Below are 26,888 nucleotides of genomic sequence, written 5' to 3'. Positions count from 1 at the left end.
CGGAAAGGGGGAGGCGCGTCTGTTTTAAGAAACTTGCCGAGCAAACAGCGGTGCCGCCCGTAGCAGCGTCTGCGTGTAGGGATGCTGGGGATGGCCAAAAAGCTGTTCGGTGGGGCCTAGCTCCACAACCTTGCCCGCCTGCATTACGGCAATGCGATCGCACAAAAACTTCGCAACCCAGAGGTCGTGGGTAATGAATAAGTAGGTTAGGTCAAACTCTCGCTTGAGGTCTAGCATCAGCTCTAGCACCTGAGCCTGCACCGTGGCATCGAGCATACTGACAGGTTCATCGCAAATGATTAGCTTGGGTTGGGTGATTAGGGCACGTGCGATCGCAACTCGCTGCTGCTGTCCACCTGAGAGATCGCCGGGAAAGCGATCGAAGTAAGTTTCGGTGGGGGTGAGGCCAACTCGATCCAGCATGGCATGGGCCTTTTTGGCGGCTTCATAGCGGTTGGCTAACCCATGAATCAGCAGCGGATCGGCAATGCTTTGCCCCACCGTCATCATCGGGTTTAAGCAGGCATGGGGGTCTTGAAACACCATTTGCAGGTTGCGCCGCTGCCGCCGCAGTTCACTAGGGGGGAGCTGAGTTAAGTCTCTGCCCAAAAACTCCACTCGCCCTGAGGTCGGCTGAATTAGCTGCAGAATGGTGCGAGAAAGGGTGCTCTTACCGCAGCCCGATTCCCCCACCAGCCCCAAGATTTCGCCGGCATAGAGATCGAGGGAAATGCCATCGACGGCTCTGATCACCGTATCCTGCTGTCGGCCCAACAGCTTGCCTAAAAAGCCAGCCTCTAGAACGTAGTGCTTGGTCAGATCTTGCACGCGAAGCAGGGGCTGAGGCGGCTCCACGCTTGCAGTTCGAGCGTTGGATCGCTGTAGGTGCAGGGCCGACTCGACCAGCGACTGTGTGTAGGGGTGCTGCGGGTCAAACAACACAGACTGGGCTGGCCCTTCCTCCACCAGCGCGCCCTGATACATCACGGCCACGCGATCGCACTGCTCAGCCACCAGCGCTAGGTCGTGAGAGATCAAGATCAGGGCCGTATTGTTCTCCTCACACAGGCGGGTCAGCTCTGCCAAAATCTGGGCCGACACTGTCACATCCAAGCTGGTCGTAGGCTCATCGGCCACAATCAGCTTTGGCTCTAGCAGCATAGCCAGTGCGATCGCAACCCGTTGCCGCATCCCCCCACTAAACTCATGAGGGTATTGGTTGAAGCGATTAGCCGGAATATTAACCTTTGCCAAGACGTGCAGAGATCGCTCCTTAGCTCCCGCTTTCGAAAGCTCAGGTCGATGGGCTTGCAAAGTCTCAATACAATGATCCCCAATCGTCATCAGGGGATCAAGCCGGGTCATCGGATCTTGAAATACTAAGGCAATAGCTTCGCCCCGAAACTGCCGCAGCCGCTGGGGAGAAAACTCTAGCACCGACTGGCCTTCAAACTGCACTCGCCCCTCCATCCGAGCAGTCGTAGGCAACAGCCGCAGGGCAGCCCGTCCTAACGTGGATTTGCCGCAGCCCGACTCTCCCACCAATCCCAACTTTTCACCCGGTGCCAGCGTCAGCGATACCGCCTGAACAGCCCAATCCAGCTGCCCCGGATACGCAACATGGAAGTTTTCAAGGGTCAGCAGAGAATCAGCCATGACGGGAGGAGAACCAAGAGGGCAAACAGGAATCGACGTTGCGGCACTGTTTCAACGGCGCTTTAGATACACACTTCTAAAAGCACGCTCTCTAGAGCACCCCCAGGCCGAATCACGATTCAAAGCGACGCATCAGATAGGCTACCCCAAAATCGCCGTTGGGATGATTCTCTAACAGGTCAGCCAGCTCAAAAATTCTTTTAGCCAGATCAGGCCCTAGCTTTTCGACGGTAGCCAGCTTTTCCCGCTCCCCTTGCTCCAAGGCCCTTACCTGAGCCCGCCAGTCGCCTGAGAAGATGTACTCAACGTGAGCATCCAGCTTCAGCTTTTGCAGAATTTCCCACTCGCCTTGGTCGCACCAGATGCCCTGACAGTTGGGGCAACGCTCGACATAAAACGCACTGCTGCTCAGATTGACCCGGCCCCGCACCATATAGTGCTTGCAGTCAGGGCAGAGAGCCGCTCGATTATCTAGCGGAGAAACCTGAAACGGCACATTCAGCATCATCGGCAGAACAGCAACATGTAGCGGCGCATCAGCACCGATCTGACGCTGTTTCCACTTTTCGTAATGCTCCGGCGGAATCCAGGCTCCACCACAGCTTGGACAGCCTTCTGCAGCTAGTCCAAGGCTTAACTGACACGCTTGCAGCGTCACCTCACCTTCTTTAGGGCACTGGGACAACTCAGCTTTCCTCCTGCCGTGCAATCGGGATCGTTTACCCATTAAACCATTGCGGGGCAGTCTGCTAACCCTCAGTCTCGGGGCTATATTCGCTCGCTAACTTCAAAAGACCCTGACAGAAATTTTGGAGTTGGGCAATGCGATCGCACATCTGCTTTTGCCGCTGCTGTAGCGTCACAGACTGGCGAGCCGTCTGTAAAAACGCTATATCCATGCCCAGCAAGCGCAGAGTGCGGCTCATTTCTAGCAAAATAGGCTGGGCTAGCTCTGCCAAATCGCCCTCGCTCCCTTTAAGTTGGCCCTGAAATTGCTCCTGCACCGCCAGAAAATGCTGCTGTAGGGAGAGCGAATCTGGATTAGCCTGCGAGACTATTGAGAGCAAACAGCCCAATTGCGTCTGAAAATCCGGAACGGTCGTAGAAAACGAAGCCATAGAAGCTAAAAGTTAACTGCTCTACCTAAAGGAGGATGAAAAATTACCCAAGCATCATGAAAACACAGAAAAATTTGCTCGATAATCCGGCCAAATCATCCCCCATTTGATTATGATGTTTTACTAAATAGATTTTTGGTCTGGTTTTTTGCTCTAGACCAGGCAGCACCCCAGTCGCTTTTTTCCGTCAGTTAGCTCACCTTGAAATTGCTGACTCACCCCCTTAAGAAAACGGCTTTAGAACAAGGAATATCCATTAGGATAGGTATCCCTTAACGGGTAGCTGTCCAAAATCTCTACTTCCCAAAAAATACTAACGATCCTTGAGGAGTGTACTGTTTGCTCAAGTCTTACTAATTCTTGAGCAGAGCTGTGATTCTCCCTAACTGCTTTAGCTAAAGTACTTGAATCCCTGTTCCCCCTCCCTTAACTCCTGGATCTCCAAATCTTCCTGAAAGGCTCGGCTTATATGATGAACCTAACGGTTTCTCCAACGCTTCCCACCGACTGTCAACTGCCTCGTTGGCTTGAGACCTGTCTGCTCAGCCACCAGGAGGACAGCGATGGCCATACCGCCGAATGCCCTGAGGAAAAGTCCAACAACCTGCTAGTTTGTAAAGCCTTTCAGTTTGCCTACTCGCTCCACAAAGGGCAGCGTCGGGCCTCTGGAGAGCCCTATATTTGCCACCCCATCGAAGTTGCAAACCTGCTGCGAGACCTAGGCGGCGACAGCGCCATGATTGCTGCAGGGTTCTTGCATGATGTGGTTGAAGACACCGACATTACCTCCGAAGAAATCGAAGCCCAGTTTGGCCAAGATGTGCGGCGGCTAGTCGAGGGAGTCACCAAACTATCCAAGTTCAACTTCGAGAGTAAGACCGAACGGCAGGCCGAAAACTTCCGCCGCATGTTTTTGGCAATGGCTCAAGACGTGCGTGTTATTGTCGTCAAGCTCGCAGATCGGCTCCACAACATGCGCACGCTGGAGCACTTGAACGACCAGAAGCGCCGCCGCATCGCGCTAGAGACGATGGAAATTTTCGCGCCCCTAGCCAATCGTCTGGGGATCGGTCGCTTCAAATGGGAGCTAGAAGATCTCTCGTTTAAGTACCTAGAGCCAGAAGCCTACCGAAAAATGCAGGAGTATGTCTCTGAGAAACGAGCCGACCGTGAAGCGCGGCTCAGGCAGGTGGCCGAAACCCTGCGGCAGCGGCTAGAGAGCGCAGACATTACGGTAGGCGATGTCAGCAGCCGCCCCAAACACCTCTACAGCATCTACCGCAAAATGGAGATGCAGAAGAAAGACTTCCATGAGATTTACGACATTGCAGCAGTGCGTCTAATTGTCGGTACCCACGAAGAATGCTACCGCGCTCTGGCCATTGCCCACGATGCCTTCCGCCCCATTCCAGGCCGCTTTAAAGACTACATCGGGCTACCCAAGCCCAACCGCTACCAGTCGCTGCACACCGTCGTCATCGGCACCAAGGGCAAGCCCATTGAGGTCCAAATCCGTACCCTGGAAATGCACCACGTCGCTGAGTACGGAATTGCTGCCCACTGGAAGTACAAGGAAACCGGCACCTCCAGCAACGCCCGCGTCACCACCGACGATGACAAATTTACCTGGCTGCGGCAGCTCCTAGAGTGGCAAAAAGACCTCAAAGATGCTCAAGAATTCTTAGAGAACGTCAAAGGCAACCTCTTTGACGAAGATGTCTACGTCTTTACCCCCGATGGCGACGTCATTCCCTTAGCTAGAGGAGCCACCTCGGTAGACTTTGCCTACCGCATTCACACAGAGGTAGGCAACCACTGCGCCGGAGCCAAAGTCAATGGCCGCCTAGTCACCCTCGATACACCCCTGCAAAACGGCGATATCGTCGAAATCCTCACCCAGAAAAACGGCCACCCTAGTTTAGACTGGCTCAACTTTGTAGTCACAGCTGGGGCCCGCAACCGGATTCGTCAGTGGTATAAGCGATCGCATCGCGACGAAAACATCGCCCGAGCCCGCGACATGTTAGAAAAAGAGCTGGGCAAAAACGGCTTCGAAGCCCTGCTTAAATCAGCCCCTGCCCAAGCTGCCGCCGAACGATGTAACTACCAGAGTGTAGAAGACCTGCTGGCCGGGCTGGGCTACGGCGAAGTCACCCTAAACCTGGTCGTCAACCGCCTGCGAGAAGCTGTCAAAGCGCAGCAGCCCCCCATCGCCACCGACCACAGTAAAGCTGCCCATGGCACCGAAAGCCTGCTGACCGGCATGCTTACGACCGGACCCAAGCTCAAACCCATCTCATCAGCCTCGCCTATCCTCGGCATTGAAGGGTTGCTTCACCACGTTGCGGGCTGCTGCAATCCCCTCCCGGGGGAGCCCATTATTGGAGTCGTGGGCTTGGGCAGTCGGGGCATTTCCATCCACCGACAAGGCTGCCCCAATCTAGAAGAAATTCCTGGCGACCGGCTCATCCCTGTTAGCTGGAACCCACTGGAGCAAAACGGTAACCGCCAGACCTACCCAGTCCACGTCAGAATTGAGGTGATCGACCGGGTTGGTGTGCTCAAAGATATTCTCTCCCACCTTTCAGACCTGCAGATCAACGTTCATAAAGCTCAGGTCAAGACCTTCCCCGGCCAAACCGCCGAGATCGATTTGGGCCTAGATGTTCGAGACCACGCCCACCTGGAGCAAACCTTTAATCAGATTCGCAAGATGACTGACGTGCTCAAGCTGCGCCGCATCAGCGAAATCGAGTGAAATCACAGAGACGCTGCTGCCGCTGCTAAATCCAATCTTCATCGTCTTAAGCAGCTAACTCCGTAGGTTCCTGGAGCCAGATCTCGGTAGGGAATGGATAGCTTAGCAGTATCAGTGGATACGTCTATCTAAGTACTCAACGGTATCGGTAGCCTTCCATTGGTGGCTGTGTCACTCTCCACCAACCAGATGAACGTGAGAACCTTATTATCAGCAACCCTAGCGGCCTGCGGACTGGCCTTTGGCACATCCCTCTTGGCCCAAGCCCAGGCGGCAACCTTTTCTCTCACGCCCTTTACGGGCAACGATGCGCGGGTATCGGTCACCCTCAATGAACTGTCAAGCGGCAATATCGATGTCAAGGTAGAGGTCGATAAGACCTTAGCCTTAGCCGATTTGCGAGGGGTCTTTTTCAACGTTAAAAACGAGGCTATCCTACCTCAGCTCAGCCTAATCAACACCAGCGCTGGTGTAGGCACCTTCAAATTTGCGGCTAACAGCGTTTCTGAAGTCGGTAAAGTCAAACTGGAAGGAGAGCCCACCCTCAACCCCTGCGGCTCAACTGGCTGCGATGGCGGCATCGAAATTGGTCAAGACGGCCTCAAGGGCGGCAAAGACGACTATCAAAGCGCTAGCTGGACCTTTACCCGGAAAGACGGGCAGGCCCTGTCTATGGCTGACTTCGAAGGCATGACTTGGGGCATTCGCGCCACCAGCGTTGGCACTGGCAATAGTCGGGGAGGCAGCACTAAGCTCAGTGGCGTTGCGCCCAAGTCACCAACCCCAGAAGCACCCAAAGACATTCCAGAACCCGCGACTGCGCTAGGTATCCTTGTCGTCGCAGCGGGTGCTGCGGCTAGTCGCCGCTCTGTTGAGCGAGGCTAGGGCTCCATAAAATCGGGCAAGGGGGATGTTGGGAAGTCATTGGCTTCGGAGGCAAAGTGGTACTCCCTCTCCCTTTCAGCTTTAGCCCGTGAAACCAGGCTTAGCGCGGCTGATCTTAAAACTGGATCAGTACTTCAAAACCTAAGGGGGTTAGTTACTGGCATGGCTATTAGGCCATGCCATTTTCATGGGGATGATCTGTCTTTGCCGCGTCCCCGCAGTGGGCTTTCCGAACTAAAATACTTTAGTAAGTATTATGTTGCTAAAGTCTGTGTCATGACTGCCTCTGCCCCCCAGACCTTCAATCCGCTGCTGGCCCTAGAGTATGCCCCAGCCTTGGAATCGTTGGGTGATGACTATTACGATATTGTCGGCGCTGCCGATTTTCCTCGACACACCCTGCGCTTTCGCAACGACGACATTCTCAAGCAGCTAGGGCTAGACCCAGAGGCCGTCAGCGATGAGCATTTCATTGAAGCCTTTGGCAAATTTGAGGGGCGCGAACCGCTGCTAGCTCTGCGCTATCACGGTTATCAGTTTGGCGAGTACAACCCCTTTTTAGGCGATGGCCGGGGATTTTTGTATGGGCAGGTGCGTGGGGTAGACGGAGAACTCTACGACTTTGGCACCAAAGGGTCGGGGACTACCCCCTATTCGCGGGGCGGCGACGGACGGCTCACGCTTAAAGGCGGCGTGCGGGAGGTGCTGGCGGCAGAAGCGCTGCACGCGTTAGGAGTTCGAACCTCGCGCACCTTTAGCCTGATTGAAACCGGAGATGCGCTTTGGCGAGGGGATGAACCCTCTCCTACCCGTGCGTCGGTGATGGTGCGCTTCAGCCGCTCCCATATCCGCTTTGGCGCCTTTGAGCGGCTGGAGTACCACCAGCGGCCCGACCTGATTAGCAAGCTGCTGGAGCACGTAATTGATGTGTATTACCCGGCAGTGCGGCTCTTTACTGACCCGCAGGAGCGGTTTATCCGCTTCTATGATGAACTGGTGCAGCGGGTGGCTGAGCTAGTGGCCCAGTGGATGTCGGTTGGGTTTTGCCATGCGGTGCTCAATACCGACAATATGTCGGTTACTGGGGAGAGCTTTGACTACGGCCCCTACGCCTTCATGGACAAGTACGATCCTCGGTTTACCGCGGCCTATTTTGACTACAGCGGGCGCTACAGCTACGCCAACCAGCCCGGCATCTGCCAGTGGAACCTGCAGGCCCTGCAAAAGCCGTTAGCCTTGGTCATGCCGCAGGCGGAGCTGGAGACAGCCCTAGGTCATTTTCGCGATCGCTATGCTGCGGCCTACCTGCAGCGCATGCTGAGGAAGCTGGGCTTCCAGCAGCTCTCCCGGGTGCTGGCAGAGGCTCTAGTGGCCCAAACCCTAAAGCTGTTTAACGGCGTGGACATTGGTTACCACGACTTCTTCTCGGGCCTTACGCATCAGTTCTCACCCCAGTGGCGGCAAGATCTCAGCCAGATTTTTAGCACCACGCTGCAAGCCTCTGACCCTGCAGCTGCAGAGCTGCTGGAACAATGGCGGCAGATCTACCACCGCTGCCTTAATGAGCTACCTCAGGAAGCAATGCCGGAGGTAGCCCGATGCTTACAGCAGACCAACCCAGAAACTGTGCTGCTGCGGCCAGAAATCGAAGCTGTTTGGGAACCGATTACGGTTGAAGATAACTGGCAACCGTTTTATGACCTGGTTCAGCGTGTACAAAATCCGTTTATCCAAGCGTAAGTACCCCCATCCTGAATGGCACTGAATTAAGGCTGTGGGCGGTACTCACCCTATTGGCACGTCTACGCTTAAATAGTGGGAATTTTGGAGGATGGGCAAAGGGCGATCGCCCTTTGCCCATCCTTATTGGTACCCCGCATAAGCCTGCCTGACTTAAGCATTTCCAATCAAACATAAAACAAGCTTATATTGTTTACCCCTATTCATTTTGCGATTTTATGAATAGAGTGTAGTCATGCAGAAACGCAAGGCGCATTTACTCCTTTCTATGGGTAGTGCTGTTTGTGTTTCTGGTTTTCTCCCTTCCTCCTTCTCGCAACTAATCACCCTGTTCTGGAGGCTGCACGTTTTCAGGACAGGTGATTTTCTCAGTTGCGATGGACGTTACCTGCTTTAAGTCACCTCACTCCGCTGCAAACGCCAGAACTCAGTTTTGGTGTTGGGGAAGCCGTTTGGTCTAGCAGCTCGATTACCAACTCGCTTTGAGGACATCTAATGGTTGCGCTTACCCATCAAACCCAAAGCTCACAGCCGCAGTCTCACCTGACTCTGCAGGTTGCGCAGATTGGCCAAGATACGACCGCCATCCGCTGTCTTGACTGGGATCGGTCCCGATTTGATATTGAGTTTGCGCTGAATAACGGCACGACGTACAACTCTTTTTTGATTGAGGGCCAGCAGACGGCGCTGGTCGATACCTCCCACAGTAAATTCCGCGATCTCTACCTGAATCTGCTGCAGGACGAGCTAACGCTGGCCCGGCTGGACTACCTGATTGTTAGTCACACGGAGCCTGATCACAGCGGCTTGGTCGCCGACATTTTGCAGCTGGCCCCCCAGGTCACTGTTGTGGGGTCAAAGGTGGCGATTCAGTTTTTAGAGAATATGGTGCATCAGCCCTTTCAGTCGCGCATTGTGAAGAGTGGCGACACGCTAGATCTGGGCCAGGGGCACATCCTCCAGTTTTTCTCAGCGCCTAATCTGCACTGGCCGGACACGATCTTCACCTACGATCTGCAGACCCGCATTCTCTACACCTGTGATGCTTTTGGCATGCACTACTGTGACGATCACTTGCTGGACGAAGAGCCGGATCTGTTGGAGCGAGATTTTAAGTACTACTACGACTGTCTAATGGGGCCAAACGCCCGCTCGGTGCTGGGAGCCCTGAAACGGATGGAGGGCCTGGAGATCGGCACCATTGCCACTGGGCACGGCCCGCTGCTACACCATCACATCGACCACTGGACGGGGAACTACCGCCAGTGGAGTCAGGCAAAAGCAATCGAAACGCCGCTGGTGGCCGTGATCTACGTGGGCAGCTATGGCTACAGTACTTATCTAGCCAATGCGATCGCAAATGGCATCTTCAAAACCGGGGTCGATGTCGAACTGGCCGACCTGCGAGAGATCGACCTGCACGGCCTGCGGGAACTGGTTGGCAACGCTGCGGGGCTAGTGATCGGCATGCCGCCCCAGTCTGACACCACCAGCCAAACCCTACTGCAAACGGCGCTGGCCGCTGCCCATGCCAAACAGAGCATAGGCCTGTTCGAAACTGGAGGGGGCGAAGATGAGCCCATCTTCCCGCTGCGCAACCGCTTTCAAGAAATTGGGCTAATGGAGGCCTTTACCCCGATCCTGGTCAAGACAGCCCCCGAAGCCGCTCTCGATCAGCTGTGCCAGGAAGCGGGCACCGATCTGGGGCAGTGGCTGACCCGCGATCGCACTGTGCGCCAGATCAAGGCCATCGACGGCCAGCTAGAGCGAGCGCTAGGCCGCATCAGCAGCGGCCTGTACCTGCTCACCGTACAGCGGGGCAATGTTGCTAGCGCCATGCTGGCTTCCTGGGTGACACAGGCGAGCTTAGCGCCGCTGGGGGTTGCGATCGCTGTAGCCAAAGACCGGGCGATCACCTCGTTTCTGCAGATAGACGACACTTTTGTCCTCAACATCCTGGAGGAAGACCGCTACCAGCCTCTGATGAAGCACTTCCTAAAGCGCTTTGCACCCGGAGCCGATCGCTTTGCTGGGATCAAGACCTATCCTGCCGATAATGGCTGCCCGATCTTGGCTGAGGCACTGGCCTATCTGGAGTGCACCGTGACCCAGCGAATGGAGTGCAGCGACCACTGGATTATTTACGCCACCGTGCAGACTGGGCGCGTATCGAAGGTTGAAGGCTTTACCGCCGTCCACCACCGCAAGGTGGGCACGCATTATTGACTGCTGCTAATGGGGAGCGATGCCCACCCTATCGGGCTGCCCCGCCTGCCTCTTCAGCAACACCAAATTATCCCTCTACCACAGAACATCGCCATGCAATATGTTTCATCTTCCTCAACGCCACCGGGTACCTCCTGGCTCAACAGTGGCCGCGTCATTCGCTTGCTGGAAATGGTTCAAGACCTGATTGTGATTTGCCTCTGCGTTGGCCTCTTCAGCTTCATGGTGATGCAGATTCGGGAAATGGTGCTGTCCCTGCTGCCGCCGCTGGACTTTCAAACCGTCACCTCTGACATTCTCTTTCTGCTAATCCTGGTGGAGCTATTTCGGCTGCTGGTGATCTACCTGCAAGAACACCGCGTTTCAATTGGGGTTGCCGTCGAAGTGTCCATCGTCTCGGTGTTGCGGGAAATTATCGTGCGCGGCGTGCTCGAAACGCCTTGGAGCCAAGTGTTGTCCTGCTGCGCCTTTCTGCTGGTGCTGGGAGCATTGCTGATTATTCGTGTGTGGATTCCACCCACCTTTGAGGGCATTGACCCAGAGCAGCAAGTCTCGCGTCGCTACCGCCAGCGCCACACAGAATCTACAGAATCTGCTGATGAAATCCCCGATGTCGTGCCCGCTCACTACATCGACTAAGCGCACTCTCGCTCACCCACCATTCCACCACCCTAATCTTTAAGGAGGCCGCAATGACCCTCACCCCAACCCTGACCTCCCCTCCACCCGAAACTCGCCCCCGCGATGTGCAGATTGCCCCGCTAGCAGCGCAGACGACCGTGTTGCGATCGCGCACTTGGGAGCAGCTCAAGTTTGAGGCCGAATATGCTCGCCAGCAGGGCACAACAGCCAATAGCTATCTCATTCAGGCCGACTACACAGCTCTGATTGACCCGCCGGGAGCCTCTTTCACTGCGCTTTTTCTAGAGCAGCTCCGCCAACAGGTTGATCCCAGCCAAATCGATTACGTTGTGCTGAACCACGTCAACCCCAACCGCATGGTGACGCTACAGCAACTGATGGGGCTGGCTCCCCAGGCCACCCTTGTCTGCACTCGTCCCGCGACTAAAGCGTTAAGAGCCGCCTTCCCAGACTGGCAGCATCCGCTGTATGCGGTGCGGGCGGGCAATACGCTGGACTTGGGCCAGGGTCACCGCCTAGAGTTTTTGCCGCTGCCCACTCCCCGCTGGCCCGATGGCATGGTCACCTTTGATCCAGCAACCCGCACTCTTTTTAGCGACAAGCTGTTTGGCGTGCATCTGTGCAGCGACGGCCTCTGGGATGAGGATTGGAAGGAACTCGATGGGGATCGCCGCTACTACTTTGACTGTCTGCATGCGACCCAGGCCAAGCAGGTGAGCGACTTACTTGACCGGATTGAGACGCTGCCTACTCGCTATTGGGCACCGGGTCATGGGCCGCTAGTGCGCTACAGCCTCAGCCGACTGCACCACGACTACCGCCAGTGGTGCCAAGAAACGCTGAACCGAACTCAGCGGATAGCCCTGATTTATGCCTCAGCCTACGGCAACACGTCAGAAATGGCCCACGCGATCGCAAGGGGGCTGCTCAGATCGGGGGTGGCGGTCGATGCCATCAACTGCGAACTGGCTGAACCCGAGGAAATTACCCAGATCATTGCCGCCTGTGATGGCTTTATCATCGGCTCGCCTACGCTGGGGGGGCATGCTCCGGTGCAAATTCAGACGGCGCTGGGGATGGTGCTGGCAACAGCGGCTAAGACTAAGCTAGCGGGGGTATTTGGCTCCTTTGGCTGGAGCGGCGAGGCCGTGGATTTAATCGAGTCAAAGCTGCGGGATGCTACCTACCGCTTTGGTTTTGAGGCGCTGCGGGTACGCTTTACCCCAACCGAGGCAGACCTGCAGCGGTGCGAGCAGGCAGGGGTTGATTTTGTTCAGAGCCTAAAAAAAGTCAAGAACTTGCGATCGCAACGCCAGAACGTGACTGAAACCCAAGCCGACCGCACCGAACAAGCTGTGGGCCGCGTGATTGGCTCCCTCGGCATCCTCACCTACCAGCCAGAGAGCAAGCCCCAGGGAATTCTGACCGCCTGGGTATCCCAAGCCACCTTCAACCCACCGGGGCTGATGATTGCCGTTTCTGCAGAATTACCGCTGCAGGTGGGCGATCCGCTGGTTCTCAACATGCTTAAGGAGGGACGCAATCTGCGCCGTCACTTCACGCCGATCCCCCCAGCGGCAGATCAGCCCTTTCCAGCTGTACCGACTATCCCTGCCACGAATGGCTGCGCCATTTTGACCGAGGCCCTAGCCTACGTTGAAGGGACTGTGCAAAATATGATGGACTGCGGCGATCACCGCCTGATCTATGCCACCATCAACAGCGGCGATGTCCTCGAACCAACCGGTGTTACAGCAATTCGCCACCGGAAGTCCGGCGGCGAATACTAAGTTCTCTTGAAGAGGCGCAGGCGGGGAAAAGTGACTCTTCCCCGCCCCAACAGCTAGGCCGACGCAACCTTAACGGGTTTGACGTTCCAGATTTCGCGGGCGTATTCCCAGATGGTGCGATCGCTCGAAAACTTGCCGACACGAGCACAGTTAAGAATTGCCATGCGCGTCCAGTGGTCTTGATCTAGGTAGGCTTGGCTAACCTTCTCCTGGCACTCAACGTAGTCAGCATAGTCGGCCAACAGCATGTAGGTATCTTCTACTAGCAGCGAGTCGAGCAGCGGCATAAACAGGTTGGGCGCTTCTGGAGAAAAGACCCCAGAGGCAACAAGATCTAGCACCTGTCGTAGTTCTGGGTTGGTGTCGTAGTAGCGCCAAGGCGTGTGACCAGAGGCTTTGCAGCTGGTTACTTCCTCAACAGTCATACCGAACAGGAAGAAGTTATCTGCCCCCACTTCCTCCAGAATTTCGACATTTGCGCCATCTAGTGTGCCAATCGTAAGCGCACCGTTGAGGGCAAACTTCATGTTGCCAGTTCCTGACGCTTCCATGCCGGCAGTCGAGATCTGCTCTGACAGGTCAGAGGCCGGAAAGATCCGCTGCGCCATTGACACGTTGTAGTTGGGCAAGAAGACCACCTTCAGCCGCCCATTCACAACCGGGTCGTCATTGACCACAGCCGCCACCGCGTTGATCAGCTTCACCACCAGCTTCGCCATCGCGTAGCCAGGAGCAGCTTTGCCTCCGAAGATGACGGTTCGGGGCACCACTGGCGCATTGGGGTTCTGCAGAATGCGCTTGTAGAGCGTGATGACGTGCAGCACGTTCATCAGCTGGCGCTTGTACTCGTGGATGCGCTTGATCTGCACATCAAACAGAGAGGTCGGATCAATCGTGATCCCCGTGGTTTTGAGAATGTATTCGGCTAGGCTGACCTTGTTGGCCTGTTTGATTTCACGCCACGCCTGACAGAATTCAGCGTCTTCAACGTAGGACTCTAGCTGCTGCAGGTCTTCTAGATGAGTAACCCAGCTATCGCCAATGGTGTTAGTCACCAGCTGAGACAGGAGAGGATTGCTGACCAGCAGCCAGCGGCGAGGCGTAATGCCGTTGGTCTTATTGCTAAAGCGCTCTGGGTAAAGCTCATAAAAGTCGCGCAGCACATCCTGCTTGAGCAGCTCGGTGTGTAGCGCCGCCACTCCATTAATCGCGTGGCTGCCCACACAGGCAAGATTTGCCATCCGCACCTGTCTAACCGGCCCTTCCTGAATTAAAGAAAGCCGCTCTAGCCGCCCCTCATCGTGAGGGTAGCGCTGCTGCACCTGCTCTAAAAAGTGGTGGTTGATTTCGTAAATGATTTCTAAGTGACGCGGCAGCAGCTTGGCAAACAGAGCCACTGACCAGCGCTCTAGGGCCTCAGGCAACAGCGTGTGATTGGTATAGCCAAAGACCTGCTGCGTGATAGACCAAGCCCGATCCCAACCAAACTGGTGTTCATCGACCAGAATTCGCATGAGTTCTGCGATGCCGATGGCTGGATGGGTGTCGTTTAGCTGAATGGCGGCAAACTCGTGCAGGGTTTCTAGGCTGCCGTGATCTCGAATGTGCAGTCGCACAATGTCGTGCAGAGAGCAGGCAACAAAGAAATACTGCTGCTGCAGGCGCAGCTCTTTGCCCTGGGGCGTGTCGTCATTGGGGTAGAGCACTTTAGAGATGTTTTCAGAGACCATCTTATTGGCCACTGCCCCAAAGTAGTCGCCCGCGTTAAATGCATCTAGGTTAAAGGCTTCACTAGCTTCTGCTTTCCACAGCCGCAGAATGTTGACGTTGTCGGTGCCGTAGCCGGGAACGGGCACATCGTGGGGAATGCCCAATACCGTCTGCCAAGGCTGCCAGCGCACGCGGTAGTTGCCGTCGGCATCCTGATAAGCTTCGGTGCGCCCGCCCAGCTTGATCTCGACTCGGTAGTCGGGGCGGGCAATTTCCCAGGGGTTGCCGTAGCTCAGCCACTTGTCGGGGATCTCGACCTGGTAGCCGTCGGAGATGGCCTGGGTGAAAATGCCAAACTCGTAGCGAATCCCGTAGCCTATGGCAGGAATGTTAAGGGTGGTGAGGGAGTCCATGAAGCAGGCAGCTAAGCGACCCAGCCCGCCATTGCCTAGACCCGGTTCTTCTTCCCGCTCTAGCAGGTCGTTTAGGTCTAGGTTGTACTCGCCCATTGCCTGCTGCACGCCGTCGTACAGGCCCAAGTTGATCAGGCCATTGACTAGCTGCCGCCCCATGAGAAATTCGGCGGACAGGTAGTAAACGGCTTTAGCGTTTTGCTGAGCGTAGGTTTTGGCAGTCTGAATCCGCCGCTGCAAAAGGCGATCGCGCACGCTATGGGCCAAGGCCATGTAGTAGTCGTGGGCTGTTGCAAACTGCTCGTCTTTGCCTTGAATGCAGTATAGGTTCTGGGAAAAAGCCTGCTTTAAGTTCTCTACCGTAGGGCTGGCAGGGAAAGGCCCTCGACGAACCTCGACTGCTTTTTGCTGAACTGATTTCGCTGTAGATGCAGGGGTCTGATTCTCTGCATCAGCTGTAGATACAGAAGGTTGCTTCAAAGAGTAGCTGGACATATGCTGCGTCTCATTCCTCAAAGAAGGAGTTATTGAAGGATCACGTTTCTGAGTCACAAGCTCTCTTCGGAAAAAGTCAACAAGAAAGCCCGAATGTGCCTGCAGCTGAACTCTGGCGACAGGACCTGATAAGCATCTTATTTAGGCGCTTTTTCGAGAAAATTCAGTATCCGAGTAGACTATTTCTTCATCAAGAAGTAATGCGGAGTTCTTACAATTTAGGAAGAAGTCTTGTGGCTATGTGAAATGTTTCAGTCAACTCCTTTAGATTCGTCCATCATCTGGGTGTGATACTTAAATGATGCTTACATTTTTTCTGCTAATTGTCGAATAATCTTCTTTTTTGAGTTAAGAAGCAAACGCAACAATCAACAACTATCAATGAATATTGCAGAGTATAAAGAGACATTTAGCTAGGTTAATGCTTCTCATTGAGCTTACTATTTTTAACCAAAACTCTCATAAATAGAGCCTCTAACAATGGGCTAAGCAAAATCCTCGCCTGAGAAAACCTATAGATAATTTCTATAATCGTCACCAACTTTGATTATTTGGGTCGAGTTGAAGAGTAGAACTAGTGCGATCGCAGTCATCTTGAAGTGCGATCGCATCTCAATTTCAACTTGGTAATACTGCCCTTGGCGCAGGTGAGCCTCTCAACATTCCTTCTGTGCTGAGGTCTTCATCAATTTCTTCCCAATGAATACCATAGCCACCACCAGCAATTTTCCACTGCGATCGCTGTTCCGGTGTTGCATTTAATAGGCGGGGTACCACACTAGCGGAACCGTAATACTCCGCCCATCCATCAAATCCACGCTAATTGTATCCTCAGTAAAGCAAACATCCTTAATCCGCTCATCAATCCGAATCGCCAAAGTACCCATACCAAGCCTCCAACAATTTCTCCTGGTTTTCAGCCACTAACGCTTGTAGCTTACGAAGTTCTTTCGCGTTAAACACAGAGATGGGGTGCGATCGCACCTGCCGCCTTATTCGCACCCAACTCAATATCGAATCCATTTGGTCATTATGCTCACGAGCTTGCCGCTGTTGGGGTCAAGTTGCGGCTTGCTCCAGGCTCTTGGTTCTGCAAACCCCAGTCGATGCAGCACTTTGATGATCAGTTCAATGCCGATTGCAGAGCCTGTAACCATGATGCGAACAGGTTCACGAATCGGTTCAACGGGTGCAGACTCACTGGGCGGGACTGTATAGGTTTCGGTGTTGGGAATAAATTCTTCCATTTTGAAAGCCTTAATGTTGTCTAAACCGACCACAAAAAGACTATAGCCGATGTTGTCTAATCAGACAACATTTACCCATCTACCATCCTTTGTCACGATCAAAGGCATGGGAAGGGCAAGCCAAGCATTGAAGCAGGTTCTAAATACCTACAGCATCAGCCAAAATAAACTGGCGGTTGCACTGGAGATTGATCGCTCGGCTGTTTTCAAGTGGGTTCATAACCAGCGAGAACCCTCTTCTGAAGCAATTGTAGAAATTACCCAAGCGCTTAAAACTCTGAACCCTCTGGCAGCAAAGGAATTTGTCCGGCTTTACCTGGGCGTGATTGTGGAAGACTAGGGAGAAGTGAGATGGCCTGCGGGCCAAGCTTTAACCAGTCTCAGATTCTCTTTTATGACTTTTTTTGACTTTGTAGTGTGGACAGTCTGCATAGGCGATACTTATTGAGGAAGATGCCTGTTGACTACTAGCTGAGGCAGTTATGAGCAAAGCGACCTGGAGCGGGTTCGAGTTAGCAGTTGCCCTTGGCATTGGCACTACGACTGCTTTCGCTATTGTCAATGCAGGCATATCTGCGGCAGTCCAATATAGTTTCACCGAACCTCAGTTCGATTTCTACGAGATATCGGGCACATTTGAGGTTGAGGGGACTATTGGTCGCGTTCTTTCCGGCACTTTTAGCTCTACTCAGACCACGCTAATCGACCTCACTGGGCTGGAGTTTGATGGCGCTTATCTCTCGGGTACAACCTTAAGTGGTTCAGAGTTTTCAACATTGGAGCCTTCTGGAGGCCCCTTTGGAGGAAGAAGACCCCAGCTCGTTACACTAGCGCCTCAAGATACTGTCCCAGGCGGCTTTACAGGGTTTTCAACCCCGGGGTACGTGTACGAGAAAGTTTCTGAAGAACCTGTCTCTACTCCCGAATCGGCTCCCCTAGTGGCGCTGGGCTTAGTGATGGGGGCGCTGGCAGGGATGCGAGCTCTGAATACTTAGAATGCTGAAGCGGCAGCCAAGCGTGAACTGCACTCCGTCACTGTGATAATATTCACCGAATTCGGACAAATCCGGCTTTAACCATCAAATCTTGGCCCTGATCGGCTAGCAGTAGATTAGCGTAGGCTTCCCCAGCTTGCTGATCTACTGAGCCATCATTTCTCACAATGACAAATAGCCGCCGAGTGAGGGGATAGCTGCCCGTCTGGATGGCCTCTCTGTTGAGCTGATTGCGCCGGTTTGGGCAATCGGAAGCAGACACTAAAGGCTCTTGATAGGGTGGCACGATTTCATTTCCCTGGCGACCAATAGGTAAGGGTTTTGTGGTGCATTGCCCAACCACTTCAGGTGCGGAAGCATAGTAAATTCCGCCAGGGTTGGCCGCGACTGCCCGTAATGCCTCGGTAGTGGTGTTAATAGTGCGAACATTCGAGCCAAACGAGTCTCCTCCTAAAACACTTTCCTGAAAGAACTGAACTGTACCGCCTTCAGCTGAGCGAGAATAGGGCACCAGGGGAAGATTAGGGCCGCCAACCTGATTCCAGTTGGTAATGCGGCCTGTATAGATCTCTTTAAGTTGGGCAATCGTGAGCCCCTGCACAGCCAGGTCAGGATTGACTGCGATCGCAATCCCTTCAATTGCAATTGGAATTTCCGTTAACGTAAATCCTCGGCTTTGGGCTGCTTGATATTCTTCCGTTTCCAAAGGCCTTGAAGATTGAGCAAAAGAAAGCTGATTATTAATCAACATGGCAATGCCGCTGCCAGAACCAGGGGCGCTGTTGAGCGGTTCGGTGTAGCGCAGTTGAAATCGCGGCCAAACTGTCTGCAAAGCAGGATCAACTTCTCCCCTAACAGGTGCCCAAGTCGTGCTGCCTCCATAGTTAAACAGACCGGAAGGTACATTGGCGACTTGGGAAAAGCTCTCTGCAAGCGTTGTGGGAGAAGCTGTAGGAGAAGTCGTCCCTGCTCCAGCAGGAGTTGAGGCTGGATTGCCTCCCCGTAAACTGCCTAAATCGAGATCAGACCGCTGGATGAACCACCAAATTCCACCTCCCAGGAGGGCGAGCGTAGTCAGAAGCGAGAAAACTAAAGCTGGAATATCGTTCTTTTGCGTCATGGTCAGCGATGGGGAAGGCGAAGGAATCTGTCTACAATTCCAAGCTACAGCCAAGCTTAGGGTTAGCTTGATCTGATTATGCTGCCTGTCGTTCCATGAAACTACTGCCGTGCGATCGCAAAAGAGCAAACCCAGCTCAGCTCAAAAAGGGGCGTACTTGATCAGCCATTTGAGCGCTGGCGCTGTCGGCGGTGACTAGCTCAATTCGATCAGCGCTGGCGGCCCCCAAGCCCAAATCAGCCGCCCGACGAATCTGGGCCTGACTCCAAATAGAGCCGCTCGAAACCTCGCGGGTGGTGCCCAACATTCTCAAAATAGCGATGCCAACCGCATCAATGGCAATGCGATCGGTGCTGGCTAAAATCACGCCCGGACTCACCCGCTGCCCCTGCTCAGGGCCGCCGCCTACAAAAGCATCGACGCCATCAATCACAATCAGAGCAGGGCGATAGACCTTGTTGACCTCGGCAATCATCAGCCGCTGGTTGGCAGAGCGGTGTAGCTCTCTCATATAGTCGTGGCCATCTCCTGGTACGCGCCGAGCCACCATGCCAATCGTGTTTTTGAGCGACAGGGTAAAGTGGCCGCCAAAGCGGTGAGTCTTGAGACAGCAGGCGTTGACAATGGCATCGGCAGCTAGGACGGGACGTGCGATCGCAAATCCTCGCGACCAGTTAGTGCCCTCCGCCGGGAAATACTGCCAGTCCTCGCGCCCCAACTCATCAAACACAATGCTGTTAAAGCCATAGCGCTCGGCGAGAGAAAAGACCTGCATTCGCTGCATAGCGCTGCGAGTTTCGGCCATACCTGAGCGATCGCCCACGCTAATCTGGCTTGCACCTGCTCCCTGAATTTCCTGCACCAGCGTTTCCAAAACCACCGGAGCCGTCGCCGCCGGAGCCGGATCGCCCGTATTGTAGTTGGGCTTGATGAATACTCGCTTGCCGCTGAAGCTAGGCGGCTGCAGCAGCTCAATCGCGCGGCGTATCCCCGTAGCCCGATCGGTAGCCTTGACCAGCACCACCCGATGCGGATTTAGCCCTGCCGCTGCCAGTGGCATTGGCAACGCTAACTCTGGCGGCAGCATCGAGGGAATTGCGGGGTTCAGATTAGCGGGTGGCTGAGACGGCACCGCAAAAGCCCGCAAAGTCGGAGGCAGTGCGATCGCACCCGTAAACCAGCCCAATCGCTTGAGCAATTTACGGCGTGAGGGTTGTTTGGGAGATTGGGCTGACATTTGGTTGAATGTCTCTAGTAGAACTGCGGCAGTTTTGGGAAAAGGGGAAAGACAGAGGGCAGAAGGAGAAAGGTTGTTAGGGTGTCTGGCTTCTGTGGCCGATGGGTTGGGCAGTGCCGATGAGCCGTACTGATTGTCTTATTCCTATTTTGGCGATCTCCTATGAGAATTTCCTGAACAGCCGCTGAAATATTCCTTGGGGGCGTCAGGTTTGCTGTGGGGAGGCGGAAGACGCGAAGACGGAGAGACGCAGGGATTTCGCGCTTGAGTTCCCTACCTCCGCACCTTCCCCATCTCCATCCTCCCTACGCCCCTCTTAAATAACGTCAGGCACTGCTGGCAAATCAGCCGCTAGCGATAGGCTCGCCATATTGGCAGCGCTAACCTCTCCCTGGGTCAAAAATCGGAAGGTCTCTTGGTACAGACTTTTCCAGAACTGGTTACTCATGCCCTGGCTTACTTCGGTGGGGTCAACCATCGGGTGAGGCACCATATCCTGGGCTCGGTATAGGTGGTAACGGTGCCGGTTGTTGGTGCCGCCGATGTCTTGAAAGAAGCGCTGATTAGTTTTGATATCGGCAGCATCTTCATTCTCGGTGAGCACCAGAAACGTGGGAATCGATTTGAGCGTTTGAATAGAGGTTCGGCTACAGACGTAGCTGCCGCCAAATCGATCGGCTGCCGTAAGGCAACCAACCGGAAACTGTAGGGCCGGGTCCCATCCCATTTCGGCGATGTCTAGGGGGCCTGTGAGTTCTACGTACTGTCGCCGTTCCTCGCCATAGACTTCGAGCAGGGGCGCATAGGCAACAACTCGCTTTACTCGATCTGGCGCGGAGGCCGCTAGCCCGAGAGCAACCGATCCGCCTGTGGATAGCCCAATGGTGTAGATGGGGCCGGGCATGGCTGCGAGTTCGGCCATGCGATCGCGCGCTTCGACCAAATAGTTCATGTGAGATGAGGTGAAGTAGCGATCAAAGGCCGGATCGTTGGGCCGCTCAATTGCCTGCTTGATATCTAACAGCCGGGGCTCTACCGCCAGTAGGCGAGCAGTCAGAGCCAGCTGCTGAATTCGGTTGAGTTTTTCAGCGCTGCCGGCGCTTGTCTTGAAATTGTTGATAGAGCGGCTGAGTACAGGATCTTGCCGTACTTTTTGCTTTAGCGGCTCAGCATATTCTGGCTTCAGGTCAATCTGCGGCCAGTTCTTAGCCGGATTGACCAGGGCATGACCGGCAAGGTTGCACTGGTAAATGTTGAAGCCGTTGTCAAACAAATAGCTGGCCAAGCGCGACATCTGATGAGGTTTGGCGCTAAAGCCATGAAAAATCATCACGGTGCCGCGAATGGGCTGCCCAGGAGGATGAAACAAACAGTACGGATAGGCCCCCTCGCGGCGATTTGGATGGGCGTCGATCGTCCGAACATGAGCAGCGATTGCCTGCTGGACTTGGTCCAGTTCTGCTGCAGTAGGGGTCACTTGGGTTAACGTCCCCGTCATGGCATGAAGTTCCTTACAGTACGAGGCAGGATGCGTTGCCGTTTCGTAATACACGCTGGCAGCGGCTTTTCCTGTCAAGGATAAAAGCATTGACCCCGATCAGCTTAGAATTTCAGCTTTCTCACTGAAGATTTCCCGCACGCCTTCCTGCGTCTCCGCCTCCCCCTATGTCAAGACGCCGTCATACAGGCCCCGTGAAAATAGCTCCGAGGTTCGCTACCGTAAAACCATGATTGCTGCTTCCTAAGATGAAGGCTGACGTATATGGTGCTCTTAACCCTATTAGCGATTGCGGTCGGTGCTTTTGCAGCCCTTTGCCTAATGCTGGTCGGGTTATTGGAAACGCCTTGGCCTATTTTGCTCACAGGGCTGCTCTTGGCACTGTATAGTCTGCAGCGGCTGTCGCAGCAAAGCCAGGCTATAGGCACCCTATCCATAATCGAGCAGACTGCACAACTCAGCGTAGAAAAAACTTCCAAAGGAGATGCCCCTGAGCCCGATGGCGAAGCCCTAATGTATCGGGGGATTCGCTACAGCCCATCTTGCTCCGATCAAAATGCTGCTAGTGAAGCAGAGCTGATTGAGGGCAAATACCGAGGGCAGCGCTGGCAGCGGCCGACCTCAGCTCCCTCTAGTAAACCAGATGCAGCCAGTGAAATGACCTATAGAGGGTGCAAAGTTAGACAGCCCCAGGTGCCGGAAAAGCCCGACTGAAACTTCCCCAGTGGTGAGGCTGCCTTGTCATTAGTCAGCTGGTCGTTAGCTCACGCCAGCTACCGAGGGGGATCTTGTTGAGTTAGCAGAAAACCGTAAGCGGGTGGATCTACAACAGGAAACCTACCATCTTTGACGCAGTAAACCGTTTCTCCGGTGCGGCTGCCAGAGGTGGTGAGAACGTCATATTTCCCGCTGAGGGGAACTATTTCAGAGGGCCGATATACGTGAGAACTACCAATACGCATGTTTCTGAACTCCAGCAAAAGTGGTTGTACCCATTTTGAGAGCCCAGATCGGTTCCTCTAACCCTCTTTTGGGGTAGGTGTAAACATAGCCTATTTGCAATTTGTGATCGGTGGATAGAGCCTTTGCTCAGCTCTAAATCCTGGTTGGCTGCAGTTTGGTTTCGAAAGGTACTGACTTGAGGGGCGTGGGTAGAGCCTCTGCTCAGCTCTAAATCCTAGTCGGGGGCTCAGAGCTAACCGTCTACTGCAGCGGGCGCAGCATTAGTCCAAAATTTGATAACGCACCCACTGCCGCACTTCTCTGCGATCGATGCCCAGTTCTTCGGCTAGGGTTGCCTCGATTTGGTCAATGTCTGTTAGCGGCAGCTCTAGCTCTAGGCGCTTGAGGACGGGTTCTGCAGTTTCAACTTTGACATGCGTTATGCCCTGGCTGCGATTAACTACTGCATTAATCAGCAGAATATTGACTGATACTATGATTTCTAGCTGGGTATCAGCTTTTAGCTTATTTTCTGTGGGCTGAGGCCGGTTTAATTCTTGAGCTGCTAAAAAGCTGCTGCTAAACCAAAATGCGATCGCAACTAGCGGCAGCGGCAGCCAAAACTCTGCCCCCGATGCCTGCAGCCAACGTCGAGTCACCCGCCACACAATACAGTCCTATGCCACACAGGCTATGCCGTCTTTGCACAGTAGGGCTCAACTAAGTAGAAGTAGGGTCAGCCCTAGAAGCCCCTACTGAGGGAAGCGCCCCTTAACTTTCATCGCCACTGTAATACAGGGCTTTCCTCTGAAAAATCATACTCCGAGGAGATGCCGCTACCAAGACAAATCTTAAGCTTTAAATGGCAGGGCTCGCACACCCGTAGATAGCACGTGCTCATCAATAGCAGTACCCATCAACAGCTTTAGAGAATAGCGTTTCGGATTAATCGTGTGGTATGAGAATCTTGCTTGTCGAAGACGATCCTAAACAGCTGATGCCCCTAAAAACAGTGTTGACCCAAGCAGGGCATGGTGTAGACGGTGTGAAAGACGGGGAAACCGCTCAGAAGCTGCTGATAGACAAAGATTATGACCTGCTGATTGTAGATTGGATGCTGCCTCGCTTGAGCGGGCTGAACCTGTGCAGCCAGTACCGGGCCGCTGGAAAATCAGCGCCCATCCTGATGATTACAGCCAAAGACACCTCTGCCGACAAAGTATCGGGGCTCGATGCAGGGGCCGACGATTATCTAGTTAAGCCCATCGATATTCCAGAATTTATGGCGCGGGTGAGGGCACTGCGGCGGCGATCCCCGCTGTGGCAAGGCGATATGCTTTGCTTAGAAGACCTACAGCTGCACCTCGATACGCTGATTGCAGAACGCCAGGGCGCAGCGGTTTCGCTCTCGGGTCGAGAGTTTCAGCTGTTGGAGTATTTCATGCGCCACCCCCGGCAGGTGCTAACGCGTAACCAGATTGAGCAGGCCGTTTGGGAGTGGGGCGCAGAGCCAGAAAGCAACGCCATGACGGTGCTTGTGCGCAAGCTGCGCCGCCGACTGCAGGTCGTGGGAGCCGCCGACTGGATCGAAACCATTTACAGTATGGGATATCGGCTCAGCCCCCCAGAGATCTCCTAAGGCTTAAGTTGGCCCGTGTTTAACCACAGTCGTCGCAACCTGGCCCGTTGGTTTACCCTCTCAATGGGCAGCATTCTGGTCGTTTTCGCCGGAATTGTCTACTACGTTGAGGTGCAGGACAAGCTTAAGGGCCTTGACCGGCTGCTGTATGACAAAGCCAGTGTCATGGCGGCCAGTGTGCAGTACGACCTGCGGCAATCCCCGAGTAACGTAGATCTCAACCATGTGCCGCTACTGGGTAGCGGCTCTCATCCCCTCGACAAAGAGCTAGCCTACGCTCGCTGGTACACCGCTCAGGGGCAGGTGACGCGGTTTTTTGGGGCTCCACCGCCGGAGCGGCTGGCGGTAGGGCCGGGTTTTCTAACGGTTCAATTAGCTGATCCTCTGACGGCAGAAGAGATCTGGCTACGTCAGGCAACACTACCCATCAAGGGTAGAAGTGAGATTCTGGGCTATCTTCAGATTGCTGCTCCCTTAACGGAGGTGCAGGACGGATTTTTTCAGTTTCGCCTGGTTCTGACGTTTGCGGTGCCGGTGGCATTGGGGTTTATTGGCCTAACTGGATGGTTGCTGGGCGGTGCCGCTATGCAGCCGATCCGGCAAGCCTATCAACAGCTGCAGCGGTTCACGGCAGATGCCTCCCACGAGTTGCGATCGCCCCTTTCCGCGATTCTCACCAATGCCCAGGTTGGCCTGCTCTCCACCCCAGAAGACGAGCCATCCCACGAGTCGCTGCGAAATATTGTAGACAGCGCCAAGTCTATGAGCGCTCTGGTCAACAACTTACTGCTGCTAGCTCGTCATCAGGGTCGCTTGGCCCCAGAATCTCTCAAGCTGGTCAACCTCAATGTGCTGCTAAAAGACTTGGCAGCCCAGTTTACCAAACTCGCCGCCGAGCAAAATCTCACTCTCACCTACGAACTCTCTAAACTTCCGATTGAAGTGCAGGCAGACCCCGATCTGCTGCTGCAGGCCCTGGAAAATTTGCTCGCCAATGCCTGCAAATATACCCCTGCCCACGGCGTGATTCACTTGCGCTTGGTGGGGCACATCAACTGGGCCATCATCCAGGTAGTAGACACAGGCATCGGCATTCCGGAGGCAGATTTACCCCACATTTTTGATCGTTTTTACCGGGTCGATACCCAACGAACCCTTGAAAGCGGCGGGTTTGGCTTGGGTCTAGCCATCGCGCAGCAAATGGTGAAGGCCCACGGCGGCCAGATTCGGGTAGCCAGCACCGTCAGTAAAGGATCAACCTTTCAGGTTGAGCTGCCGCTCAAACCTCACTATTCAGAGCTGCTTTAATCAGGCTGTAGGAGCACACTCGTACTGCAACCCTGTCAGTCTCTCTCCTCGCATCTCAATCGATCGACAGTGGAACGCCAGGGCATAGCTGTCTAAGCTACCGATAGTAACTCCGGGGGAACCAATGCCTGAAGCGAATCCACAACCAACAGAGACAAACTCTCCATTGCAAACTCCAGAAGAAGCTGCAATCGAAGCCCAAAGGGAGCTTGTCGCTAGCGCAGCCACCGATCAGCAGCCCTTGCTCAACCGAGAGAATGATCCCGTCGTAGATGAGACAGAACCCTTCTTGGCCGCTGAAGAGTAGGTTCATAGGGTTAGGGGTTGGGTTGCGATCGCACCGCCATCCAACCACCGATGGGTGGAGAGGGTGCGACAGTCAAAGACCAACTCCAAGAGCCATCGCAGCCCCAGTAGCTTAACCCGCTAGGAATTACTGAGCTTGGCAGCCTACCCAAGTCGCCCCTTCATCGTCATAGAGAAAAGGTACAAAACCATCCTGCTCACAGCCCACTGCTGCTGATAGTTGGGGGCCAGGAATAGAGAGCTTTTGCACCATTCCTCCTGCTGGGCTGGACACTTCCTGCAAACCAATGGGCTGGTCAACTTCTGGGCCAACCGAGGCATTTACCTCGCTCTGACAGCCCACCCAGTACTCTCCCACATCAATGAAAAAGAAGGGCGTAAAACCTTCCTGTTCGCATTCCACGATAACTGCCGTCTCTGGTCCAGGCAGATAGACTTTGGCCATTGTTCCGCCCGCTGGGCTAGACTCCTCGACAAGCTCAAGACCAGCTGCACCTTCACCAGACATCGGGGGAGCCGGGGTACTTTCACCAGAAATTGGGGGCGGGGTGCCTGCATCCGGTTGGGTTGAAGACTGTGGAGGCGTGCAGCCAACAGCCAGCACAACCCCTATTCCCAAACAGATAATCTGAGTCTGAGTAATCAAATTTTTCATCACTAGACCTAGAGCGTTTATGCGAGGCTAGTCTATCACTGATAGCAGAAAAGACTTTGCACAGCCTCAAAAGCCCGCCATGCAGCTGATAGCAGGGCATTCTAGAGCCCATGAGCAGGCTTTCCGAATACTACGCTGTACTCTTCTCAGGAGCCAGGTCTGCCAGCTTTATCCTGAAGGCCCTAGATTGCCCTTCTGCCAGATAGCTGCACCAACTTTTTCACTCTTGAAGCGTTCAACGAACGCTTCAAGAGTAAGCTTTGCCCTCGCACTTCCCTATTTCCGCAAAACTTCCCTAGATTTAGAGTCTTGTTCTGCCATATTACAAAACATTCCGGCATATGCAATATACCGGAAGTTCTTGCCAGAGGCGGTTTTTGACGAAGCTGGTGACAGGATTCGAACCTGCGACCGGCTGATTACAAATCAGCTGCTCTACCAGCTGAGCTACACCAGCATACTTTGCTCAGTATATCAGGGTTGTTGAGGCACTCGTGGGAAAATCTAA

The 26,888-nt window shown here is 54.2% G+C and carries 23 protein-coding genes, 1 tRNA gene and 1 pseudogene; 12 read left to right on the top strand and 13 right to left on the bottom strand.

Annotated elements, in window-relative coordinates:
* Positions 1 to 24: 24 nt before the first annotated feature.
* From H6G13_RS14325 to patD, 3 genes are all read right to left on the bottom strand, one after another.
* Positions 25 to 1,656 (bottom strand): ABC transporter ATP-binding protein, encoded by a 1,632-nt coding sequence (locus H6G13_RS14325; RefSeq protein ID WP_190483906.1) that lies wholly within the window; start codon positions 1,654 to 1,656, stop codon positions 25 to 27.
* A gap of 112 nt (positions 1,657 to 1,768) precedes the next feature.
* Positions 1,769 to 2,341: a zf-TFIIB domain-containing protein gene (locus H6G13_RS14320; protein WP_190483905.1), complete on the bottom strand. Its 573-nt coding sequence runs from the start codon at positions 2,339 to 2,341 to the stop codon at positions 1,769 to 1,771.
* A gap of 64 nt (positions 2,342 to 2,405) precedes the next feature.
* On the bottom strand, positions 2,406 to 2,774 hold the full coding sequence (patD, locus tag H6G13_RS14315; protein ID WP_190483904.1) for a heterocyst frequency control protein PatD: 369 nt from the start codon (positions 2,772 to 2,774) through the stop codon (positions 2,406 to 2,408).
* Positions 2,775 to 3,246: 472 nt separating this feature from the next.
* Here patD and H6G13_RS14310 point away from each other — a divergent pair, with 472 nt between their 5' ends.
* The 6 genes from H6G13_RS14310 (at position 3,247) to H6G13_RS14285 (ending at position 12,815) form a co-directional block, all read left to right on the top strand.
* Positions 3,247 to 5,532, top strand: coding sequence for a bifunctional (p)ppGpp synthetase/guanosine-3',5'-bis(diphosphate) 3'-pyrophosphohydrolase (locus H6G13_RS14310; protein WP_190483974.1), 2,286 nt, complete (start codon positions 3,247 to 3,249; stop codon positions 5,530 to 5,532).
* A gap of 168 nt (positions 5,533 to 5,700) precedes the next feature.
* On the top strand, positions 5,701 to 6,417 hold the full coding sequence (locus tag H6G13_RS14305; protein WP_206756525.1) for a PEP-CTERM sorting domain-containing protein: 717 nt from the start codon (positions 5,701 to 5,703) through the stop codon (positions 6,415 to 6,417).
* Positions 6,418 to 6,693: 276 nt separating this feature from the next.
* On the top strand, positions 6,694 to 8,157 hold the full coding sequence (locus H6G13_RS14300) for a YdiU family protein (RefSeq protein WP_190483902.1): 1,464 nt from the start codon (positions 6,694 to 6,696) through the stop codon (positions 8,155 to 8,157).
* A gap of 495 nt (positions 8,158 to 8,652) precedes the next feature.
* Positions 8,653 to 10,383 carry a diflavin flavoprotein gene (locus H6G13_RS14295; protein WP_190483901.1) on the top strand — a complete coding sequence of 577 codons (1,731 nt, stop codon included), beginning with the start codon at positions 8,653 to 8,655 and terminating at the stop codon, positions 10,381 to 10,383.
* Positions 10,384 to 10,476: 93 nt separating this feature from the next.
* Entirely contained in the window at positions 10,477 to 11,022 is a 546-nt protein-coding gene (locus tag H6G13_RS14290) for a phosphate-starvation-inducible PsiE family protein (RefSeq protein WP_190483900.1), read from the top strand.
* Between the two features lie 53 nt (positions 11,023 to 11,075).
* Entirely contained in the window at positions 11,076 to 12,815 is a 1,740-nt protein-coding gene (locus H6G13_RS14285; RefSeq protein ID WP_190483899.1) for a diflavin flavoprotein, read from the top strand.
* A gap of 53 nt (positions 12,816 to 12,868) precedes the next feature.
* Here the strand turns inward: H6G13_RS14285 and H6G13_RS14280 are convergent, their stop codons facing one another.
* The 3 genes and pseudogenes from H6G13_RS14280 to H6G13_RS14270 all read right to left on the bottom strand — a co-directional run bounded on the left by H6G13_RS14280 (position 12,869) and on the right by H6G13_RS14270 (position 16,680).
* On the bottom strand, positions 12,869 to 15,433 hold the full coding sequence (locus tag H6G13_RS14280) for a glycogen/starch/alpha-glucan phosphorylase (protein ID WP_190483898.1): 2,565 nt from the start codon (positions 15,431 to 15,433) through the stop codon (positions 12,869 to 12,871).
* Positions 15,434 to 16,051: 618 nt separating this feature from the next.
* Positions 16,052 to 16,320, bottom strand: a pseudogene (locus tag H6G13_RS29485) (DUF2442 domain-containing protein).
* A gap of 120 nt (positions 16,321 to 16,440) precedes the next feature.
* Positions 16,441 to 16,680 (bottom strand): hypothetical protein, encoded by a 240-nt coding sequence (locus tag H6G13_RS14270; protein ID WP_190483897.1) that lies wholly within the window; start codon positions 16,678 to 16,680, stop codon positions 16,441 to 16,443.
* A 49-nt stretch (positions 16,681 to 16,729) separates the two neighbouring features.
* Here H6G13_RS14270 and H6G13_RS14265 point away from each other — a divergent pair, with 49 nt between their 5' ends.
* Both H6G13_RS14265 and H6G13_RS14260 read left to right on the top strand, forming a co-directional pair.
* Positions 16,730 to 17,020, top strand: coding sequence for a helix-turn-helix transcriptional regulator (locus H6G13_RS14265; RefSeq protein ID WP_347277483.1), 291 nt, complete (start codon positions 16,730 to 16,732; stop codon positions 17,018 to 17,020).
* A gap of 142 nt (positions 17,021 to 17,162) precedes the next feature.
* Positions 17,163 to 17,675, top strand: coding sequence for a hypothetical protein (locus H6G13_RS14260; protein WP_190483895.1), 513 nt, complete (start codon positions 17,163 to 17,165; stop codon positions 17,673 to 17,675).
* 52 nt (positions 17,676 to 17,727) lie between these two features.
* Here H6G13_RS14260 and H6G13_RS14255 read toward each other — a convergent pair whose 3' ends face one another.
* From H6G13_RS14255 to H6G13_RS14245, 3 genes are all read right to left on the bottom strand, one after another.
* The gene (locus tag H6G13_RS14255; protein WP_190483894.1) at positions 17,728 to 18,795 is read right to left on the bottom strand and encodes a substrate-binding domain-containing protein; all 1,068 of its coding nucleotides are present in this window, start codon (positions 18,793 to 18,795) and stop codon (positions 17,728 to 17,730) included.
* 136 nt (positions 18,796 to 18,931) lie between these two features.
* Complete coding sequence (locus tag H6G13_RS14250; protein WP_190483893.1) at positions 18,932 to 20,032, bottom strand: DUF362 domain-containing protein; 1,101 nt, start codon at positions 20,030 to 20,032, stop codon at positions 18,932 to 18,934.
* Positions 20,033 to 20,348: 316 nt separating this feature from the next.
* Positions 20,349 to 21,620: an alpha/beta fold hydrolase gene (locus H6G13_RS14245; protein ID WP_242028320.1), complete on the bottom strand. Its 1,272-nt coding sequence runs from the start codon at positions 21,618 to 21,620 to the stop codon at positions 20,349 to 20,351.
* A gap of 174 nt (positions 21,621 to 21,794) precedes the next feature.
* On the opposite strand from H6G13_RS14245, the gene H6G13_RS14240 reads away from it, so the two are divergent.
* Positions 21,795 to 22,244 carry a DUF4278 domain-containing protein gene (locus tag H6G13_RS14240; protein WP_190483892.1) on the top strand — a complete coding sequence of 150 codons (450 nt, stop codon included), beginning with the start codon at positions 21,795 to 21,797 and terminating at the stop codon, positions 22,242 to 22,244.
* 59 nt (positions 22,245 to 22,303) lie between these two features.
* Here H6G13_RS14240 and H6G13_RS14235 read toward each other — a convergent pair whose 3' ends face one another.
* Together H6G13_RS14235 and H6G13_RS14230 are read right to left on the bottom strand one after the other, a co-directional pair.
* A complete protein-coding gene (locus tag H6G13_RS14235; RefSeq protein WP_190483891.1) occupies positions 22,304 to 22,492 on the bottom strand; it encodes a hypothetical protein in 189 nt (62 codons plus the stop codon).
* A 261-nt stretch (positions 22,493 to 22,753) separates the two neighbouring features.
* Positions 22,754 to 23,131 (bottom strand): hypothetical protein, encoded by a 378-nt coding sequence (locus tag H6G13_RS14230; RefSeq protein ID WP_199305907.1) that lies wholly within the window; start codon positions 23,129 to 23,131, stop codon positions 22,754 to 22,756.
* A 299-nt stretch (positions 23,132 to 23,430) separates the two neighbouring features.
* Here H6G13_RS14230 and rppA point away from each other — a divergent pair, with 299 nt between their 5' ends.
* The 3 genes from rppA to H6G13_RS14215 all read left to right on the top strand — a co-directional run bounded on the left by rppA (position 23,431) and on the right by H6G13_RS14215 (position 25,726).
* The gene (rppA, locus tag H6G13_RS14225) at positions 23,431 to 24,111 is read left to right on the top strand and encodes a two-component system response regulator RppA (protein WP_190483889.1); all 681 of its coding nucleotides are present in this window, start codon (positions 23,431 to 23,433) and stop codon (positions 24,109 to 24,111) included.
* A 15-nt stretch (positions 24,112 to 24,126) separates the two neighbouring features.
* Positions 24,127 to 25,419, top strand: a complete 1,293-nt coding sequence (locus H6G13_RS29480; RefSeq protein WP_190483888.1) for an ATP-binding protein — start codon at positions 24,127 to 24,129, stop codon at positions 25,417 to 25,419.
* A 124-nt stretch (positions 25,420 to 25,543) separates the two neighbouring features.
* Positions 25,544 to 25,726: a hypothetical protein gene (locus H6G13_RS14215; RefSeq protein WP_190483887.1), complete on the top strand. Its 183-nt coding sequence runs from the start codon at positions 25,544 to 25,546 to the stop codon at positions 25,724 to 25,726.
* Between the two features lie 126 nt (positions 25,727 to 25,852).
* On the opposite strand, the gene H6G13_RS14210 is transcribed toward H6G13_RS14215, so the two are convergent.
* Positions 25,853 to 26,380 (bottom strand): hypothetical protein, encoded by a 528-nt coding sequence (locus H6G13_RS14210; RefSeq protein WP_190483886.1) that lies wholly within the window; start codon positions 26,378 to 26,380, stop codon positions 25,853 to 25,855.
* Between the two features lie 384 nt (positions 26,381 to 26,764).
* A tRNA-Thr gene (locus H6G13_RS14205) sits at positions 26,765 to 26,837 on the bottom strand.
* Positions 26,838 to 26,888 lie beyond the last annotated feature (51 nt).

The organism is Pseudanabaena sp. FACHB-2040, assembly GCF_014696715.1.
GTDB lineage: Bacteria > Cyanobacteriota > Cyanobacteriia > Phormidesmidales > Phormidesmidaceae > JACVSF01.
Note: the sequence above shows the minus strand (reverse complement) of the source record. Positions and strands in the feature narration are given on the sequence as shown.

Excerpts from the sequence above, each read along its gene's own strand:
- H6G13_RS14310 (WP_190483974.1), top strand. The coding sequence starts at position 3,247 with ATGAACCTAACGGTTTCTCCAACGCTTCCCACCGACTGTCAACTGCCT.
- H6G13_RS14260 (WP_190483895.1), top strand. The coding sequence starts at position 17,163 with ATGAGCAAAGCGACCTGGAGCGGGTTCGAGTTAGCAGTTGCCCTTGGC.
- H6G13_RS14255 (WP_190483894.1), bottom strand. The coding sequence starts at position 18,795 with ATGACGCAAAAGAACGATATTCCAGCTTTAGTTTTCTCGCTTCTGACT.
- H6G13_RS14295 (WP_190483901.1), top strand. The coding sequence starts at position 8,653 with ATGGTTGCGCTTACCCATCAAACCCAAAGCTCACAGCCGCAGTCTCAC.
- H6G13_RS14265 (WP_347277483.1), top strand. The coding sequence starts at position 16,730 with ATGTTGTCTAATCAGACAACATTTACCCATCTACCATCCTTTGTCACG.
- H6G13_RS14285 (WP_190483899.1), top strand. The coding sequence starts at position 11,076 with ATGACCCTCACCCCAACCCTGACCTCCCCTCCACCCGAAACTCGCCCC.
- patD (WP_190483904.1), bottom strand. The coding sequence starts at position 2,774 with ATGGCTTCGTTTTCTACGACCGTTCCGGATTTTCAGACGCAATTGGGC.
- H6G13_RS14325 (WP_190483906.1), bottom strand. The coding sequence starts at position 1,656 with ATGGCTGATTCTCTGCTGACCCTTGAAAACTTCCATGTTGCGTATCCG.
- H6G13_RS14215 (WP_190483887.1), top strand. The coding sequence starts at position 25,544 with ATGCCTGAAGCGAATCCACAACCAACAGAGACAAACTCTCCATTGCAA.
- H6G13_RS14245 (WP_242028320.1), bottom strand. The coding sequence starts at position 21,620 with ATGCTTTTATCCTTGACAGGAAAAGCCGCTGCCAGCGTGTATTACGAA.
- H6G13_RS14250 (WP_190483893.1), bottom strand. The coding sequence starts at position 20,032 with ATGTCAGCCCAATCTCCCAAACAACCCTCACGCCGTAAATTGCTCAAG.
- H6G13_RS14240 (WP_190483892.1), top strand. The coding sequence starts at position 21,795 with ATGGTGCTCTTAACCCTATTAGCGATTGCGGTCGGTGCTTTTGCAGCC.
- H6G13_RS14210 (WP_190483886.1), bottom strand. The coding sequence starts at position 26,380 with ATGAAAAATTTGATTACTCAGACTCAGATTATCTGTTTGGGAATAGGG.
- H6G13_RS14280 (WP_190483898.1), bottom strand. The coding sequence starts at position 15,433 with ATGTCCAGCTACTCTTTGAAGCAACCTTCTGTATCTACAGCTGATGCA.
- H6G13_RS14290 (WP_190483900.1), top strand. The coding sequence starts at position 10,477 with ATGCAATATGTTTCATCTTCCTCAACGCCACCGGGTACCTCCTGGCTC.
- H6G13_RS14300 (WP_190483902.1), top strand. The coding sequence starts at position 6,694 with ATGACTGCCTCTGCCCCCCAGACCTTCAATCCGCTGCTGGCCCTAGAG.
- rppA (WP_190483889.1), top strand. The coding sequence starts at position 23,431 with ATGAGAATCTTGCTTGTCGAAGACGATCCTAAACAGCTGATGCCCCTA.
- H6G13_RS14270 (WP_190483897.1), bottom strand. The coding sequence starts at position 16,680 with ATGGAAGAATTTATTCCCAACACCGAAACCTATACAGTCCCGCCCAGT.
- H6G13_RS14235 (WP_190483891.1), bottom strand. The coding sequence starts at position 22,492 with ATGCGTATTGGTAGTTCTCACGTATATCGGCCCTCTGAAATAGTTCCC.